Below are 15,307 nucleotides of genomic sequence, written 5' to 3' on the forward strand. Positions count from 1 at the left end.
ACCGTCCGGGCCGCCATTCCCGCGATCCGCTCCCCGGCTCGCCGCCGGGAACCGGGGATCAGAACTTGACGCTGGCTTCCGCGCCGAAGGTGCGCGGCGGGTTGAAATTGGCATAGTCGCCCAGGATGCCGCCATAGTTGGTCGAGACTAGGGTGGCGCCATTATAGTTGTACACCGGCGACGAGTTCGCATTCGACCGGCGATAGATATAGGTGTTGTCGAACAGGTTGCGCGCCCACAGCGACAGAGTCACCTGCGCGCTGTCGTTCATCTTGATATCCGCCAGCGCGATGCGGCCGTTCACGACGAAGCTCGGATCCGTCTTGGTCGGCTCGAGCTGGAAGCTGTACTGGCTGCTGGCATAGTTGGCATCGAGGTGCAGGCGCAGATTGGCGCCGTTCGCGATGGTGAGCGGCAGCACATAGTCGATCGCGCCCGACGCTGCGTTCTTCGGCGTGTAGACGATGTAGAGCTGCTGCGGCAGGCCGCCGGTGAACGGGTTCACTGCCGAAGGCGCCTTCCAATAGGTATAGGCATAGGAAGCCGACAACGTCAGGCCGGCCGTCGGCTTCACCGTCAGATCGGCCTCGATGCCGCGGATCTTGGTGTTGCCGGCATTCTGGGTCTGTTCGATGTGCGCGCCGTTGGTCGGGTTCGGAACCGCGGTGCCGTTGGGCAGCGTGATGGTCGCGGCAGTGTCGAACAGGTCGAAGTCGAACTGCGTGTTGCTGCGATCCATGATGTAGCCGGCAATGTTGAAGCGGGCATGATGGTCGAAGAAGTCCATCTTCGCCCCGATCTCGTACGACTTTACCGATTCCGGACCAAAGGCGTTGAAGCTCTGCGAACGGTCGTTGGCGCCGCCGGCGCGGAAGCCGGTCGAATATTTGGCGTAGAGATGGACGTCCTGCGTCGCGTCATATGCGATGTTGAACATCGGATCGAAGCGGCTGATGCTGTTCTCGAAGGTGAAGCCCTGCACCGCGTTGTTCACCACGTAGAGCGCGCCGTGGCGCTTGTCCTTGGTGAAGCGGCCGCCGGCGGTGAAGTGCAGCCCGGTGCCTTCCGGCGAGAAGGTCAGGTTGCCGAACGCCGAGTAGTTGTGGTCCCAGGCCTTGCTGGCGCGCGTGATGAACTGGCAGCTGTTCGTGAACTGCGGGACGGTGGCCGCCAGGGTGTTCACGCAGGAGGCGGCATAGGGCTGGTAGCCCGAATTCGCGCTGGTGACGGTGCCGGTGACGATGGGGCTGCGGATGGTGTAGGCCGTGCCGTCCGCGTTCCACAGGTTGCTGAGCGGCGTCGCGGCATATTCGGTCGCATGCTCGGTGAAATAATAGGCGCCGAGGACGAAATCGAACTGATCGAAGCTGCCCACCGCCTGGAATTCCTGGCTGAACTGGTGCTGCTTCAGGAACGAGAGGCTGTAGCGGCTGAAATTGGCGTTCGGCGCATAGGTGCTGCGCTCCGGACCGCCCGAATTGTCCCACTGATCGGTGCTGACGCCGCGCCAGGCGGTGATCGAACGCAGTTCGAGGCCCGGGGCGACCTTGTACTTCAGGTTCGACGTGAAGCCGTGCGTGATGTCGACGCTCGGCTGCTGCGGCACGCCGACATCGGCGACCTTCTGACGCTCCGGGTGCACGCCGACCGCGGGCGCAAGCGGCGCAACGCAGGGAAGACGGCCAGCCGCGGCCTGGGCCGCGGTGATGGTGCCGCCGCAAGCGGTAGCGGTGCCCGGCAGATACAGGGTGGTGCCGATCGTACCGCCCGCCGGCGTATAGGTGCCGACGGTGTAGTTGTTCGGATTGTAGTTGATCAGCTGGCTGAACTGCGGGGTGTTCTCGTCCTTCGCATAATCATAGGAGAAGTCCGCGGTCAGACCCTCGAACGGAGTCCAGCGCGCCGCCGCGCGGCCGCCCTTGCGATCGTAATAGTTCCAGCCGACCGAGCCCGCGAGCGGATCCTTCACCGTCGGATCCTGATGCTGGTACACCCCGTCGAACTTCAGCGCGATGTTGAAGAACGCCGGCAGGTCGAGATGGATGTCCGCGTTGCGGCTGCCATAATTGCCGATGCCGGCGGTCATGCGCGCGCCGAACTCGCCGGTGGGCGCCTTGGTGACCATCGAGAGCGCGCCGCCTTCGGTGTTGCGGCCGAACAGCGTGCCCTGGGGGCCCTTCAGCACTTCGATGCGCTCGATGTCGAACAGCGCGGCGTTGAGGCCCTGAGTCTTGCCGAGGGCGACGCCGTCGATATAGACGCTGACGCCGCCGTCGCGGGCCGTCTGGTTCTGGTCATAGGGGACGATACCGCGGATGCCGATGGTCAGCGCCGACTGGCGCGCCTCGAACGTGGCGACGCGCAGCGACGGCACCGTACCGTCGGCCAGGTTGAACAGGCTCTGGACGTGGCGATCCTGCAGCGCCTCGGTGCTCAGCACCGAAATCGAGATCGGCGTTTGCTGCAGATTGGTCTCGCGACGCTGCGCCGTGACGATGATCTCGCCGAGGCCACCCTGATCATTGCCGTCGGCCTGGGCGGACGTCGTCGTCGCCGTCTGGTCCTGCGCCAGCGCGGGCATCGCGGACAACGCGAACAAGGTCGCGCCCGCGAGCAGCGACAGACGGAAGCGGGAAACATTCTGCATATGGGTAACCCCCTTCAGGTTTATTCCTGATCGAGGCGCCCCTACGCATTGCAGTTGGCATTATTGTTACAACGATAGCAGCATATAAGTAATGCTCATTTCATTTTCGTTTCATTTAACGAGAATCGAACAATGAATTCAGTAAAGTCTATGAAATCTTCAATAATCATACCCGGTCATCGGACAGTGATGATCGAAGTTTCTTTTTCGATCGGGCGAATCTTTGAAGACATACGCCCATGGATGGCCGATCCGACAAGGTAGACCTTATCAGATCGAATATTCGAGCAATGCTGCAAGCCTCGATTCGCGGCGACCGCCTATTTGAGCGGCCCCGGTTGCGCCAGATAGGCGAGCCGCCGCACCTCGCGCCGCCCGCGCACCACCGTGTCGAGGATCAGCCCGGTGAACAGGTTCAGGAAGGAGAGGATCATCAATCCCGTCGCCAGGATCGCCGTGGGGAAACGCGGCACGAGGCCGGTCTCGAACCAGGTGACGGCGAGCGGGATGCTGAGCCCCACCGCCAGCGCGGCGAACACGGTGGCGATCCAGCCGAAGAACAGCATCGGCCGCTCGATCCGGTAAAGTACCGCGATCGTCTTCAGGATGCGCCAGCCGTCGCGATAGGTGCTTAGCTTGGACTCCGATCCCTCGGGCCTGGCGAAATAGCGCGTCTCCACCTCGCCCACCGGCATCTTCAGCTCCAGCGCATGAACGCTGATCTCGGTCTCGATCTCGAAGCCGGCGGAAAGCACCGGGAAGCTCTTCACGAAGCGGCGCGAGAAGACGCGGTAGCCCGAGAAGATGTCCGTGAAGCTGCGGCCGAACAGCTTGGCGAGGATGCCGGTCATCATCCGGTTGCCGAGCACATGCCCGCGGCGATAGGCCTCGGCCGCTTCGTGCACGCGGGTGCCGACGATCATGTCGAGCCCCTCCTCCGCCACGCGCGTCACCATGGCGGGGGCCGAGGCCGGATCATAGGTCGCATCGCCGTCCGCCATCACATAGATGTCGGCCTCGACATCGGCGAACATCCGGCGGACGACATTGCCCTTGCCCTGCATCCGTTCGCTGCGGACCACGGCACCGGCCGCTCGCGCGACTTCGATCGTCCGGTCGCGGCTGTTGTTGTCATAGACGTAGATGGCCGCATCCGGCAGCACCTTGCGGAACCCCTCGATCGTCTGCGCGATCGCGGCTTCTTCATTGTAGCAGGGCAGGATCACGGCGACGGTCGGCTTGCTCATGCGCCAGCCATAGGGCCGAAACGGTTACGGTTCGATATCAATTTCACTTGGCGGGGATTGGTGCCCCGAGCATGCTTCCCGGCGGGAGAGCGAGAATGAAAACGCGCGGGCTCTGACCGCTGACATCGGCAACCATCGCGAGGGTGATGATCGATGCCGCCACCAACCCAGTGCTGCTGATCGCCTATCACCTGTGGCCCGGCCTCTATGCGCTGCACGTCCTTGCCGAGCTGGCCTCCGTCGAGGTCAAGATGGACATGCTGATCCGGACGCTCCTCACGATGTGCGTCTTCGCCTCGTGGGGCCTGTGACTCTTCAGCTTCTTCGACTTGATCATCCTAAGCGTGTTCGCAGGCCCGTTCGCGCTGATGACGATCATCTGGATCCAGTCGGTGACGGGCATCGCCCTCGCCGCCATCGTCATCCCGATGCTGTGGAGAATCGCCCGCGCCCAGGCCGCGCAGCGCGGCCCGGCGCTCACCGACATCTTCAGCTGACAAAGCAAAGGCCCCCGCTCCACAAGGAGCGAGGGCCTGAACTTGTCCCGAAGGAGAAAGCCTCAGTCGGCCTTCTTCTTCGCGGGCGCCTTCTTGGCGGGCTTGGCTTCGGCCTCGTCGCCCTCCGCCTTCTTGGCCGGAGCCTTTTTGGCGGCCGGCTTCTTGGCGGGCTCGGCCTCGGCTTCCGCCGGCTCGGCGTCTGCCTTCTTCGCCTTGGCGGCGGGCTTCTTCTCGGCCTTGGCCTCGCCCTCGCCGGCTTCCGCCTTCTTCGACTTGCGCGGCTTGTGGTTGTCGTGGTCGTGGGTGTGCGTGCCGGTGTCGAAGCCGTCATCGCTCTCGATCGCGGCTTCCAGCGCCTCGCGAGTCACTTCGCGGTCCGAGATGTCGGCCTTGTCGAACAGGAAATCGACCACCTTGTCCTCGAACAGCGGCGCGCGCAGCTGGGCGGCGGCCATCGGCTCGTTGCGGACATACTGGTAGAAGCGCTCGCGATCGTTCGGCGAATATTGCGCCGCCGCCTGGGTGATCAGCTGGTTCATCTCGTTGGGCGTGACCTCGACGCCGTTGGCGGTGCCGATCTCCGAGAGCAGCAGGCCCAGGCGCACGCGGCGCTCGGCGATCTTCACATAATCGGCGCGCTCGGCCTCGAGCTCGGCCTTGGCCGCCTCGGGGTCCGCCTCATGCTCGGCTTCGTGCTGGAGCTGGTGCCAGATCTGCTCGAACTCGGCATCGACCATCGAGGGCGGAACCTCGAAGTCATGCCCCGCGGCGAGCTGATCAAGCAGCTTGCGCTTCATATAGGTGCGGGTCAGGCCGTTCAGCTGCTGCTCGAGCTGGCCCTTGAGCAGGCCGGTGAGCTGCTCGAGGCTCTGCAGGCCCAGCGTCTTGGCGAAATCATCGTCGATCACGGTCTCGCCGGCAGTCTTCACGGCGGTGATCTTGAGGGCGAACTGGGCGGGCTTGCCGGCCAGGTCGGGCACGCCATAATCGGCCGGGAAGGTGACGTCGATCGTCTTCTCGTCGCCGGACTTCACGCCGACGAGCTGGTCCTCGAAGCCGGGGATCAGGCGGCCGGTGCCGATCTCGACCGACATGTCGGTGCCGGTGCCGCCGTCGAATGCGACGCCGTCGACGCTGCCGGCGAAGTCCATGGTCACCTGGTCGCCCTCGGCGGCCTTGTGCTTGGCCGGCGCATCGGTCCAGGCCTTTTGCTGGCCGGCGAGCTGCTTGAGCTGGACGTTCACTTCGTCATCGCTCACCGGCACGGTCAGGCGCTCGAGCTTCAGACCGTCGATCGCGGGAGTCGGGACGTCCGGCAGGACCTCCAGCTCGACCTTGATCTCAGCATCGCCGCCGGGCGCATATTCGCCTTCCAGGCTCACCGACGGCGACACGGCCGGGCGCAGCTTGTTGTCGGCGATCAGCTTCTGCACGCCTTCCTGGATCGAGCTGTTGAGCGCGTCCTGCGCGATCGCCTCGCCATGCATCTTGCGGATCAGGTTGGTCGGCACCTTGCCCGGACGGAAGCCCGGCATGCGGACCTGCGGGGCAACCCGCTTGACCTCGGCATCGACCTTCTTGTCGATGTCCTTGGCAGTGATCTTGAGCGTGTAGGCGCGCTTCAGGCCCTCGTTCAACGTCTCGACAGTCTGCATTTTTCTCAGGCTTCCAAACTTCAAGAAAAGGAATTGGCAGGCGTCCGGTGACGCGGGCAAACGAGCGGCGATGCTGGTGCGGGCGAAGGGACTCGAACCCCCACACCTTTCGATACCAGAACCTAAATCTGGCGCGTCTACCAGTTCCGCCACGCCCGCACAGGGCACCGCCGGTCGGCGGGCTCTATAACAGTCGGGGCCTTCATCGCAAGGGCGCAGGCAACTTCATCGCGACACGAAGCGTTGGTCTACCGAAACAAGGAGACCGTTCGTGCCCGTTGAGCCGCCCGTCCAGCCCACCGTGCCGCCCGCCGAGCAGCCTCCCGCGCCGCTTCCGGGCCAGCCGGCGAGCCCGCCTCCCGAACTTGATCCGCCGGTGCCGGACATCGACGTGCCCGTACCGCAGCCGGCCACGCCGACAGTGCCCGCGCCCGGCCAGCCGATTGCCCGACAGGGAGAGAGAGGATGAACGACAATGATCGTGAAGACCCGCGCTCCGATCGCACGCGGATCGGCGAAACCCGCGCCGACGCCGTCAAACCGGGCGAAACCGGCAACGGTCATGCGCCGCCGGAGCCCCTAGCGCTATCGGGCCGTACCGGCGACGTGCGGCACCAGGACTTGGATCAGCAGTAAACTCCGGCCATCCATGATCGACAAACATTTGAAAAGGCTCCGGCTGCGCTGCGAAATCAGCGCTCCGGAGGAGGAAGCGCTGCGTGCCGCGGTGCAGGGTCCGTTCGTCCATGCGGCGGAGCAGGTGATCGTGCGCCGCGGCGAGCGGCTGAACAGCTCGATCCTGCTGCTCGACGGCCTGCTCGCGCGGTACAAGGACCTCAGCAACGGCCAGCGCCAGATCACGCACCTGCACGTGCCCGGCGATTTCGCCGACCTGCACGGCTATACGCTGGGCTATCTCGATCACAATGTGATCACCCTCACCCCCTGCCGGATCGCCCGCGCGCCGCACGCCAAGGTGACGGAGATCACCGGCCGCTTCCCGAACCTTGCCCGTGCCTTCTGGTTCTCGACCAATCTCGACGCAAGCATCCACCGCGAATGGGAAGTCTCGCTCGGCCGGCGCAACGCCATCGAGCGTGCCGCGCACCTGCTCTGCGAGCTGCAGTCGCGGCTGCTCGCCGTCGGCGCGGCGGAAGGCAACGGCTTCGGCCTGCCGATCACGCAGAACCAGTTCGCCGAGTGCCTCGGCCTCACCGGGGTGCATGTGAACCGCGTGCTGCGCGAGTTGCGCGAGGCGGGCCTGGCCGATTTTCGCAGCGGGCGGGTGACGATCCACGACCGGCCCAGGCTGGAATCGCTTGCCGAGTTCGACCCGCTCTATTTGTATCTCGACCGGCCGGCGAACTAGCGCCCGCCTCTAGTTCGCAACCCGGCGCGCCGTCAGGATCTTCACCGGTGCTGCCGGAATCTCGCCCTTGAAATAGCCGCCCAGCGTGGCGGTGGGCGAATTGGGGGCGTCGAAGACCTTGAGCACCACGTCCTTGCCGTCGACGACATGGGCAAAGGCCGCATAGCCGAGATTGTCGCCGGGCTTGGTCGGATCGGCGTCGAACGAAGGCTGGTCGCCCAGCAGGATGGTGAAATCGCCGGCGGCGGTGTCGGGCGCGCGGCGGGGCGTCGAAAGCGTGAAATCCGTGTGCTTGATGCCGGTGAGCGTGGTCGGTTCATGCTTGATCGGTGGCAACACCTTGCCCCGCGCATTGTTCACTCCGAACTGCACGAAGCCGAAATGGTCCTGCACCTTCACCACCCGGTAGAAGGGGGCGCCGTCGAGCCGCTTCTGATCGACATAGCGCAGGAAGTTGTTGCCGCTGATCGGCGCGTGGACGGTGTCGACCTCGACGACGATCGTGCCCGCGGCAGTGGTCAGCGCCACGCGCGGCAGCGTCGCCGCGGGACTCGGCGCGGGCGCGGTCTGCGCAAGAACGGGCAGGGCGACCAGGCTCAGCAGGCAAGCGGCGATCCAGCGCATCCTATTCCTTCTCCTCCGAACCCTCCCCCAGCGCCACGCTCTCCCGCTTGAGCGGGCGCGATACCGGGCAGACTTCCTGCACATAGTCGTTCAGCACATTGGCCAGATGCTCGCGCACCAGCCGGTAATGGACATATTGTCCGCGCTTCTCGCTGGTGACCAGCCCCGCATTCTCCAGCACCGCGAGATGCTGCGACACCGCCGGCTTGGATATCTCGAACCGCGCCGCGATCTCTCCGGCAGTCAGTTCGGCATGGGCCAGATAGGCCAGGATCTTGCGGCGCACGGTGGACGACAGGGCTTCGAAGACGCGTTGCATGGGAAGGTATTTAAGCAATTTCTTCATTGCCCGCCAGCGCAAAGGCGATAATAAAGTAGTTGCTTAAATACCTTTGAGTCGCGCCATGACGGATCCGCATGCAGTGAACCATCTCGTCGAGACGCCGGGAGCCGATCCCGTGGAGGGGCGCGTGCGCTGGGCGCCGGTCCAGTCGCTGTGGAACGGCGGAATGGCGGCAACGACGCTCGTCCTAGCCCCCCTCACCTGCTCGCCCGCCGCGCTGGCGGTGTTCATCGGCACGACCGGCGCCACGCTGCTGCTCGGCCATTCGGTCGGCTATCACCGGCGGCTGATCCACAAGAGCTTCGGCTGCGCGCCCTGGCTCGAGCGCCTGCTCGTCTGGTTCGGCGCGCTGGTCGGCATGAGCGGCCCGTTCGCGATCATCCGCACGCACGATTTGCGGGACTGGGCGCAGCGCCGCGCCGATTGCCACCCCTATCTCAGCCACGCCAGCCGCCCGGCAAGAGATGCCTGGTGGCAGCTCCATTGCCGCCTGGAGCTCGATTCGCCGCCACGCTTCGATCTTGGCCGCATCGGCCGCGATCCCTTCTACCGCTTCCTCGAAGCCAGCTGGATGGCGCAGCAGCTGCCCGTCGCGGCCTTGCTCTATTGGGCGGGCGGCTGGAGCTTCGTCGTGTGGGGCGTCTGTGCCCGCGTCTTCGTGTGCGTGCACGGCCACTGGCTGGTCGGCCATCTGGCCCATAATCGCGGGCCGCAGCGCTGGATCGTTGCGGATGCCGGCGTCCAGGCGCACGACGTGCCCTGGGCCGGGCTGATCACGATGGGCGAGGCCTGGCACAACAACCACCACGCCTTCCCCGGCTCGGCGAAGATCGGGCTCTATCCGGGCCAGAGCGACCTCGGCTACGCCTTCATCCGCCTGCTGGAGCGCGCCGGCCTGGCCTGGGACGTGCGGACGCCCGAGTGCGCGCCCGAACGCAGCAACAAGCTGCTGCGCCGGGAGAAGCTGCATGCGTAACATCCTGATGCTCTTCTTGGCGTGCGCCGCCTGCGATACCGCGCCTCAGCGCGAAAGCAGACGCACCGTCGCGGCGTTCGAGGTCCCGCTGCCCGATGCCGCCGAACGAGATGCGTTTCTGGCCCTGCTGCGCCACGAGGCCGAAGCAAGCGGGTTTCACCTCGACGCCGCCACGCCGGAAGAGCTTCAGCGCTTGTCCGAAGTATCGCCGATCACCCTGAACGCGACGATCTGGCGGGGAAAGGAGGACCGGGAGATCGTTGCCTCGGCCATGGACTATCGCGATAATCTCGGCCGAATCTGGATCAGCTTCGCCAAAGGCGAAGATCCGAAAGGTTTCGCCCGGTTCCGGCAGCACCTGATGCAAAGCGTGGCTCGGCGCTGGCCGGGAACGCTATCGCTCCCGATCATGCCAACGGGAGCGATCCCGCTTCCCGCCGACCTGATCCGCACACCGTCAGGCTATGCGGTCAATCCCGCCGAGAAGGCGAGATACGACCTCCCGCCTACCCCGCCAGCGCCTTCTTCAGCAGTTCGTTGACCACTGCCGGATTGGCCTTGCCGCCCATCGCCTTCATCGTCTGGCCGACGAAGAAGCCGAACAGGGCCTCCTTGCCGCCGCGATACTGCTCGAGCTGGCCGGGATTCTTCGCCAGCACCTCGGCGATCACCGCCTCGATCGCGCCGGTGTCGCTGGTCTGCTTCAGCCCGCGCTCCTCGACGATCCTGCCTGCCGGCTCGCCCGTCTCGAGCATGATCTCGAACACCTGCTTGGCGAGCGGCCCGGAAAGCGTGCCGTCCGCGGCAAGCGCGAGCAGCTCGGCGCCCTGTTCGGGGCTGACCGGGCTCGCGTCCAGATCCTTGCCGAGCCGGTTGAGCGCGCCATAGAGATCCGAGAGCAGCCAGTTGGCCGCGGCGCGCGCGACTTCGTTCTCGCCCTTCTTCTGCACCCGTGCGCTTTCGGCGAGCAGCGCCTCGAACCAGCGCGCGGTGTCCGCATCGGCAGTCAGCGTCGCGGCATTATAGGCGCTCAGCCCCAGCGCCTGCTCGTAGCGACGGCGCTTGGCGTCGGGCAGCTCGGGCAGGCTGGCGCGGCATTCCGCCAGGAACGCATCGTCCAGCTCCAGCGGCAGCAGGTCGGGATCGGGGAAATAGCGATAGTCGTGCGCATCTTCCTTCGAGCGCATCGAGCGGGTCTCGCCGCGATCGGGATCGAACAGCCGGGTCTCCTGGACGATCCGGCCGCCGCTCTCCAGCACCTCGACCTGGCGGCGCGCCTCGACTTCCACCGTCTGCATGACGAAGCGGACCGAGTTGACGTTCTTGGTCTCGGTGCGCGTGCCGAACTCGGCGCCCGGCTTGCGGACGCTGACGTTCACATCCGCGCGCATCGAGCCCTGGTCCATGTTGCCGTCGCAGCTGCCCACATAGCGCAGGATCGCGCGCAGCTTGCTCAGATACGCCCCGGCTTCCTGCGGCGAGCGCATGTCGGGCTTGGACACGATCTCCATCAGCGCCACGCCGGCGCGGTTGAGGTCGACATAGGAACGCGACGGATGCTGGTCGTGCATCAGCTTGCCGGCATCCTGCTCGACATGGATGCGCTCGATGCCGATCGTCTTGACCGCGGCCTCGGGATCCTTGTCGTCCAGGCTGATCTCGATCTGCCCCTCGCCCACCAGCGGGTGGAAGAGCTGGCTGATCTGATAGCCCTGCGGCAGATCGGCGTAGAAATAGTTCTTGCGGTCGAAGCGCGACCATTTGTTGATCACCGCGCCGATCGCCATGCCGGTGCGCACCGCCTGGCGGATGCACTCCTTGTTCGGCGTGGGCAGCATGCCCGGCATCGCCGCATCGATCAGGCTCACCTGGCTGTTCGGCTCCGCGCCGAACGTGGTCGCCGCGCCCGAGAAGAGCTTGGCGTTGGAAGTGACCTGCGCATGGACTTCGAGGCCGATCACGACCTCCCATTCGCCGGTTTCGCCCTGGATGCGGTAGGTGGAATCAGTCATGTTGCTTCTTCTCAGGCTCAGCGCGGCGTCAGCATGGCTGCGACGGCTTTCCAAAATTGATGGTCGTCCAAATCCCCGTCGGCCAGGGCCTATTCCGAAATCTTTCGAGCGTAGCGAAGGGCTCCGCCCATACCGTGCCGCGTCTCCAGCTCATGCGCCTTTCGGCCGACCTCGAGATAATCGACGCCGGCCGCCACGCTCACCACCATGCCTCGGGCCGCGCTGCGAATCCCGCGCGCTGCTCGATCGCCAGACCGGCATTCAGCACGCCCTGCTCGTCGAGCGGACGCCCGATGATCTGCAATCCGAGCGGAAGGCCACCCGCGTCGAGCCCCCCCGGCACGCTCATCGCCGGCAAGCCGGCGAGGCTCGAAGGCACGGTGAACACGTCGTTGAGGTACATGGCGATCGGATCGGCCGATTTCTCGCCCAGCGCGAACGCGGCGCTCGGCGCGGTCGGCGTCAGCAGCAGGTCGCACATGCTGAAGACGTTCTCGAAGTCGCGCGCGATCAGTGCGCGGACCTTCTGCGCCTGTGTGTAATAGGCATCGTAGAAGCCCGCCGAGAGCACATAGGTGCCGATCAGGATACGCCGCTTCACTTCGTCGCCAAAGCCCGCCGCACGCGTCGCCGCGTACATTTCCTGCAGGTTCTGCCCCTCGGCCAGTTCGCGCAGGCCGTAGCGCACGCCGTCATAGCGGGCGAGGTTCGACGAAGCTTCGGCCGGCGCGATGATGTAATAGGCCGGCAGCGCATATTTGGTGTGGGGCAGCGACACTTCCACCACCTCGGCGCCGGCGTCCTTCACCCAGGCGATGCCCGCTTCCCAGAGCTTGGCGATCTCGGTCGGCGTGCCGTCGATCAGATACTCGGCCGGGATGCCGATCTTCTTGCCGCTCAGATCCCCGGAGAGATGCTCCTCCCATTTCGGCACCGGCAGCTGGAGCGAGGTCGAATCGCGCGGATCGAAGCCCGCCATGTTCTCGAGCAGGATCGCGCAGTCGCGCACGTCGCGCGCCATCGGTCCCGCCTGGTCGAGCGACGAGGCGAAGGCGACCACGCCATAGCGCGAGCAGCGGCCATAGGTGGGCTTGATGCCGCTGATGCCGGTGAAGGCGGCGGGCTGGCGGATCGAGCCGCCGGTGTCGGTGCCGGTCGCGCCGGGCACGAGCCGCGCGGCGATCGCCGCCGAGCTGCCGCCCGAGGAACCGCCGGGAGCCAGCGGGGCATTGTCGCCGCCGCCGCGCCGCCAGGGCGAGATCACGTTGCCGAAATAGCTCGTCTCGTTCGACGAACCCATCGCGAACTGGTCCATGTTGAGCTTGCCCAGCATGCCGGCGCCCGCGTCCCACAATTTCTGCGAGACCGTCGATTCATAGACGGGTTCGAAGCCCTCCAGGATGTGGCTGGCGGCCGTGGTCTGCACGCCCTTGGTCGCGAACAGGTCCTTCATGCCCAGCGGCACGCCGGAAAGCGGCTTGAGCGGCTCGCCCCTGGCGATCGCTTCGTCGGCAGCCTTGGCGGCGGCCAGCGCGTGCTCGGGAGTCTCGACGATGAAGGCGTTGAGCGCCTTGCCCTTGCTCACCTTGACGATGAACGCGTCGGCGACTTCGCGTGCCGAGAACTTGCCGGTGCGGATGCCGTCGCGAAGGCTCGCGACGCCCAGATCGGTGATGTCGCTCATTCGACCACCTTCGGCACGGTGAAGAAGCCGTGTTCGCCCTGCGGCGCATTCCGGAGAACGGCGTCGCGCTGGTTGCCCTCGGTCACCACATCCTCGCGCAGGCGCAGCACATTGGGGATAACGGCGGTCATCGGCTCGACCGACGAGGTGTCGACCTCGCCGAGCTGCTCGATCCAGCCCAGAATGTTGTTGAGCTCGGGCGCGAGACGCTCGGCATCGGCATCGCTGATCGCGATGCGTGCGAGGCTCGCCACCTTCTTCACGGTTGCGGTATCGACGGACATGGGAGGCGCCTAACAGCCGCGCCTCCCGCCTTCAAGCGCCGCTTATTCGAAGGGCTCGCCCACGGGCACGCCGCCGACAAAGACCTGGCGCCGCTCGACGGGGCGAATCTCGACTCTCCCCGCCGGATAGCCGGCCGCGATCTGCGCGCGCTGCTCCGCGCTCGGCACGAAGCGATCGGCGGCATCCTTCCACGCGCCGTCCGCGAGCACGAAACGATCGCCGCCGCCGCAATAGGTGACGATTCTCCGGGCCTTGCCGTCCTTGTCCAGCATTCCCGCATAGCAACTGTCGGCGAACACCACGGCCTCGGCCGGGTTCGCGACGAGTATCGTGCACAGATTGCCTTGGCGGCATTGATATTTGTCGGCGAGCAGATCGATCAGCCCCTGGGGCACGCTCGCCCCCTCCGGCAGGACGCGGGCATTGTCGAGCACTGCGGATTTCGGGCCCGAACGCGGCGAGCTCTTCACATCGCCCATTTCGAGATCCCAGCGGCTCTCCGCCTTGGCGGCTTCCGCCGCCTTGCCCCGGATCCCGGCATTCTTCGACCTGCGCAGCCGTTCCAGCGCATCGCGCCCGGGCTTGCCGAAGTCGAACGCCAGCGCCCGCCAGTCGAACTTCGCCGCCGAGATCCTGCCCGATTCGAGCCGCCCGACCTGGTCGTCGGTCGATATCCGGTTGAAGTTGATCAGCGGCGTGGCAAGCAGCAACCCCAGGCCGCAGAGCAGGAAGGCAAGCGCCAGGTTCGCCGGCCGGACGCGCACGGTCCAGGCCAGCCGCCCCAGCACCAGCGACCCCAGATAGGCCGCGCCATAGAGGATCGCGATCCCCACGAACACGATCGCCCAGAGCCGCTCGGGCGTATAGCCATATTGGCCGACGCGAAGTCCCGTCGCCACCGCGGCCAACACCGCGAGCGGCAGGATCACCATCGCCAGCAGCATCGCGCCATAGCGGAGCAGCGGATTGCGCCGTTCCTCCTCCGGCCGGTTGCCGATCACCGCATTGGCGAGGATCAGCGCCCCCACCGCGCAGCTCAGCAGCAGCGGCGTGGTCGCCGAAGTCGCGTCCCACAGCGCCTGGAGGCAGGTAAAGGGTAACGCGAGCAGGAACAGCCCCAGCCCGATCGCGAGCACCGGCGCCAGCACCGCGAGCACCGTGGCGACGACGCGCTGGAGCAGCCGCACCACGGCGTCATGCTCGCGCAGCAGCCCCAGCGCCGCTCCGAACGCCAGGCCGATCAGCGCGCGGACGAACCAGTTCTTCATCAGCAGTTCGTGGAGCAGCTCGATCTTGATGAGCTGGAACAGGCTGGCGAGGAGCCAGGCCATGATCCACACGATCGCCACGAACAGCCAGCAGGCGAACCACAGCACCACATTCTGCCAGGCATAGTCATGGACCGCGGCATAGGGGGTGCGTGGCGCACCTTCATCGCGCGCGGCCTGGAACAGCGGCGCGGCGACGGCCACGGCGAGCAACAGGCTCATCGTGCGCCAGCCCTCGCTCGCGCTCCACCCGCCCGGCGCGCCGTTCCACCAGGTGACGCAACCCGCCGCCACGCCGATCACCGCCCCGAACGCGATCGAGGCCCACCACAGCCGCCGCTCGATCGTGAAGCCGATCATCGCCGCGAACAGCGTCACGCCCATCAGCGCCGCCGCCTGCAGCGCGCTCCATTCCATGCGGTAGTTCAGGCTGCCGCCCAGGATCAGGTGCGCGGCGACGCCGGTCGCCAGCCCCAGCCCGGCCAGCAGCAAGGGCCGCGCCGCCCAGCCTTCCGGCGGCGCCGCCTCCCCGAACTCCGCCCGCGTCTCGATCTCGTCCATGCCCCTCTCCCCTCGCCGACGATGCTCCCGCATCCGGCCGAGGCGGTAAAGTGGATTTCCGGTGCAGAATGGCTGCATCGCGCATGCAAGGTTGCATCCCCGGCAATCGTGCCCCACGGGAATGCGATTGCAACAAATC

16 protein-coding genes and 1 tRNA gene are annotated in these 15,307 nt (G+C 66.0%); 7 read left to right on the top strand and 10 right to left on the bottom strand.

The window, feature by feature from the left end:
- Positions 1–58 precede the first annotated feature (58 nt).
- Complete coding sequence (locus BGP17_RS17935) at positions 59–2,647, bottom strand: TonB-dependent receptor (protein ID WP_208413387.1); 2,589 nt, start codon at positions 2,645–2,647, stop codon at positions 59–61.
- Positions 2,648–2,967: 320 nt separating this feature from the next.
- Positions 2,968–3,894, bottom strand: a complete 927-nt coding sequence (locus BGP17_RS17940) for a glycosyltransferase family 2 protein (RefSeq protein ID WP_286712968.1) — start codon at positions 3,892–3,894, stop codon at positions 2,968–2,970.
- Positions 3,895–4,040: 146 nt separating this feature from the next.
- Between BGP17_RS17940 and BGP17_RS17945 the strand changes: the two genes are divergently transcribed.
- Both BGP17_RS17945 and BGP17_RS17950 read left to right on the top strand, forming a co-directional pair.
- Positions 4,041–4,205 (top strand): hypothetical protein, encoded by a 165-nt coding sequence (locus tag BGP17_RS17945; RefSeq protein WP_286712969.1) that lies wholly within the window; start codon positions 4,041–4,043, stop codon positions 4,203–4,205.
- A 57-nt stretch (positions 4,206–4,262) separates the two neighbouring features.
- Positions 4,263–4,391 (top strand): hypothetical protein, encoded by a 129-nt coding sequence (locus tag BGP17_RS17950; RefSeq protein ID WP_286712970.1) that lies wholly within the window; start codon positions 4,263–4,265, stop codon positions 4,389–4,391.
- Positions 4,392–4,453: 62 nt separating this feature from the next.
- Here BGP17_RS17950 and tig read toward each other — a convergent pair whose 3' ends face one another.
- On the bottom strand, positions 4,454–6,046 hold the full coding sequence (tig, locus tag BGP17_RS17955) for a trigger factor (RefSeq protein WP_286712971.1): 1,593 nt from the start codon (positions 6,044–6,046) through the stop codon (positions 4,454–4,456).
- 74 nt (positions 6,047–6,120) lie between these two features.
- Positions 6,121–6,205, bottom strand: a tRNA-Leu gene (locus BGP17_RS17960).
- A gap of 112 nt (positions 6,206–6,317) precedes the next feature.
- Here BGP17_RS17960 and BGP17_RS17965 point away from each other — a divergent pair.
- From BGP17_RS17965 to BGP17_RS17975, 3 genes are read left to right on the top strand one after another with little or no spacing between them, the layout of a single operon-like run.
- Entirely contained in the window at positions 6,318–6,515 is a 198-nt protein-coding gene (locus tag BGP17_RS17965) for a hypothetical protein (protein WP_286712972.1), read from the top strand.
- The gene (locus BGP17_RS17970; RefSeq protein ID WP_286712973.1) at positions 6,512–6,682 is read left to right on the top strand and encodes a hypothetical protein; all 171 of its coding nucleotides are present in this window, start codon (positions 6,512–6,514) and stop codon (positions 6,680–6,682) included. Before BGP17_RS17965 ends, BGP17_RS17970 begins: the two co-directional genes overlap by 4 nt.
- A 13-nt stretch (positions 6,683–6,695) precedes the next feature.
- Complete coding sequence (locus BGP17_RS17975) at positions 6,696–7,415, top strand: Crp/Fnr family transcriptional regulator (RefSeq protein ID WP_286712974.1); 720 nt, start codon at positions 6,696–6,698, stop codon at positions 7,413–7,415.
- Positions 7,416–7,424: 9 nt separating this feature from the next.
- Here the strand turns inward: BGP17_RS17975 and BGP17_RS17980 are convergent, their stop codons facing one another.
- A complete protein-coding gene (locus BGP17_RS17980; protein WP_286712975.1) occupies positions 7,425–8,039 on the bottom strand; it encodes a peptidylprolyl isomerase in 615 nt (204 codons plus the stop codon).
- Position 8,040: 1 nt separating this feature from the next.
- The gene (locus tag BGP17_RS17985; RefSeq protein WP_167298277.1) at positions 8,041–8,358 is read right to left on the bottom strand and encodes a metalloregulator ArsR/SmtB family transcription factor; all 318 of its coding nucleotides are present in this window, start codon (positions 8,356–8,358) and stop codon (positions 8,041–8,043) included.
- Between the two features lie 85 nt (positions 8,359–8,443).
- Between BGP17_RS17985 and BGP17_RS17990 the strand changes: the two genes are divergently transcribed.
- Both BGP17_RS17990 and BGP17_RS17995 read left to right on the top strand, forming a co-directional pair.
- Entirely contained in the window at positions 8,444–9,358 is a 915-nt protein-coding gene (locus BGP17_RS17990; protein WP_286712976.1) for an acyl-CoA desaturase, read from the top strand.
- Entirely contained in the window at positions 9,351–9,899 is a 549-nt protein-coding gene (locus tag BGP17_RS17995) for a hypothetical protein (RefSeq protein ID WP_286712977.1), read from the top strand. Before BGP17_RS17990 ends, BGP17_RS17995 begins: the two co-directional genes overlap by 8 nt.
- On the opposite strand, the gene gatB is transcribed toward BGP17_RS17995, so the two are convergent.
- The 4 genes from gatB to BGP17_RS18015 form a co-directional block, all read right to left on the bottom strand.
- Positions 9,865–11,370 carry an Asp-tRNA(Asn)/Glu-tRNA(Gln) amidotransferase subunit GatB gene (gene gatB / locus BGP17_RS18000; protein WP_167298274.1) on the bottom strand — a complete coding sequence of 502 codons (1,506 nt, stop codon included), beginning with the start codon at positions 11,368–11,370 and terminating at the stop codon, positions 9,865–9,867. The genes BGP17_RS17995 and gatB overlap by 35 nt on opposite strands.
- A gap of 199 nt (positions 11,371–11,569) precedes the next feature.
- Positions 11,570–13,054, bottom strand: coding sequence for an Asp-tRNA(Asn)/Glu-tRNA(Gln) amidotransferase subunit GatA (gene gatA, locus BGP17_RS18005; RefSeq protein WP_167298273.1), 1,485 nt, complete (start codon positions 13,052–13,054; stop codon positions 11,570–11,572).
- Positions 13,051–13,338 carry an Asp-tRNA(Asn)/Glu-tRNA(Gln) amidotransferase subunit GatC gene (gene gatC, locus BGP17_RS18010; RefSeq protein ID WP_167298272.1) on the bottom strand — a complete coding sequence of 96 codons (288 nt, stop codon included), beginning with the start codon at positions 13,336–13,338 and terminating at the stop codon, positions 13,051–13,053. Before gatC ends, gatA begins: the two co-directional genes overlap by 4 nt.
- A 42-nt stretch (positions 13,339–13,380) precedes the next feature.
- Complete coding sequence (locus tag BGP17_RS18015; protein WP_286712978.1) at positions 13,381–15,168, bottom strand: DUF4153 domain-containing protein; 1,788 nt, start codon at positions 15,166–15,168, stop codon at positions 13,381–13,383.
- Positions 15,169–15,307 lie beyond the last annotated feature (139 nt).

This window comes from Sphingomonas sp. 67-41, assembly GCF_001899725.1.
Taxonomy (GTDB): domain Bacteria; phylum Pseudomonadota; class Alphaproteobacteria; order Sphingomonadales; family Sphingomonadaceae; genus Sphingomonas; species Sphingomonas leidyi.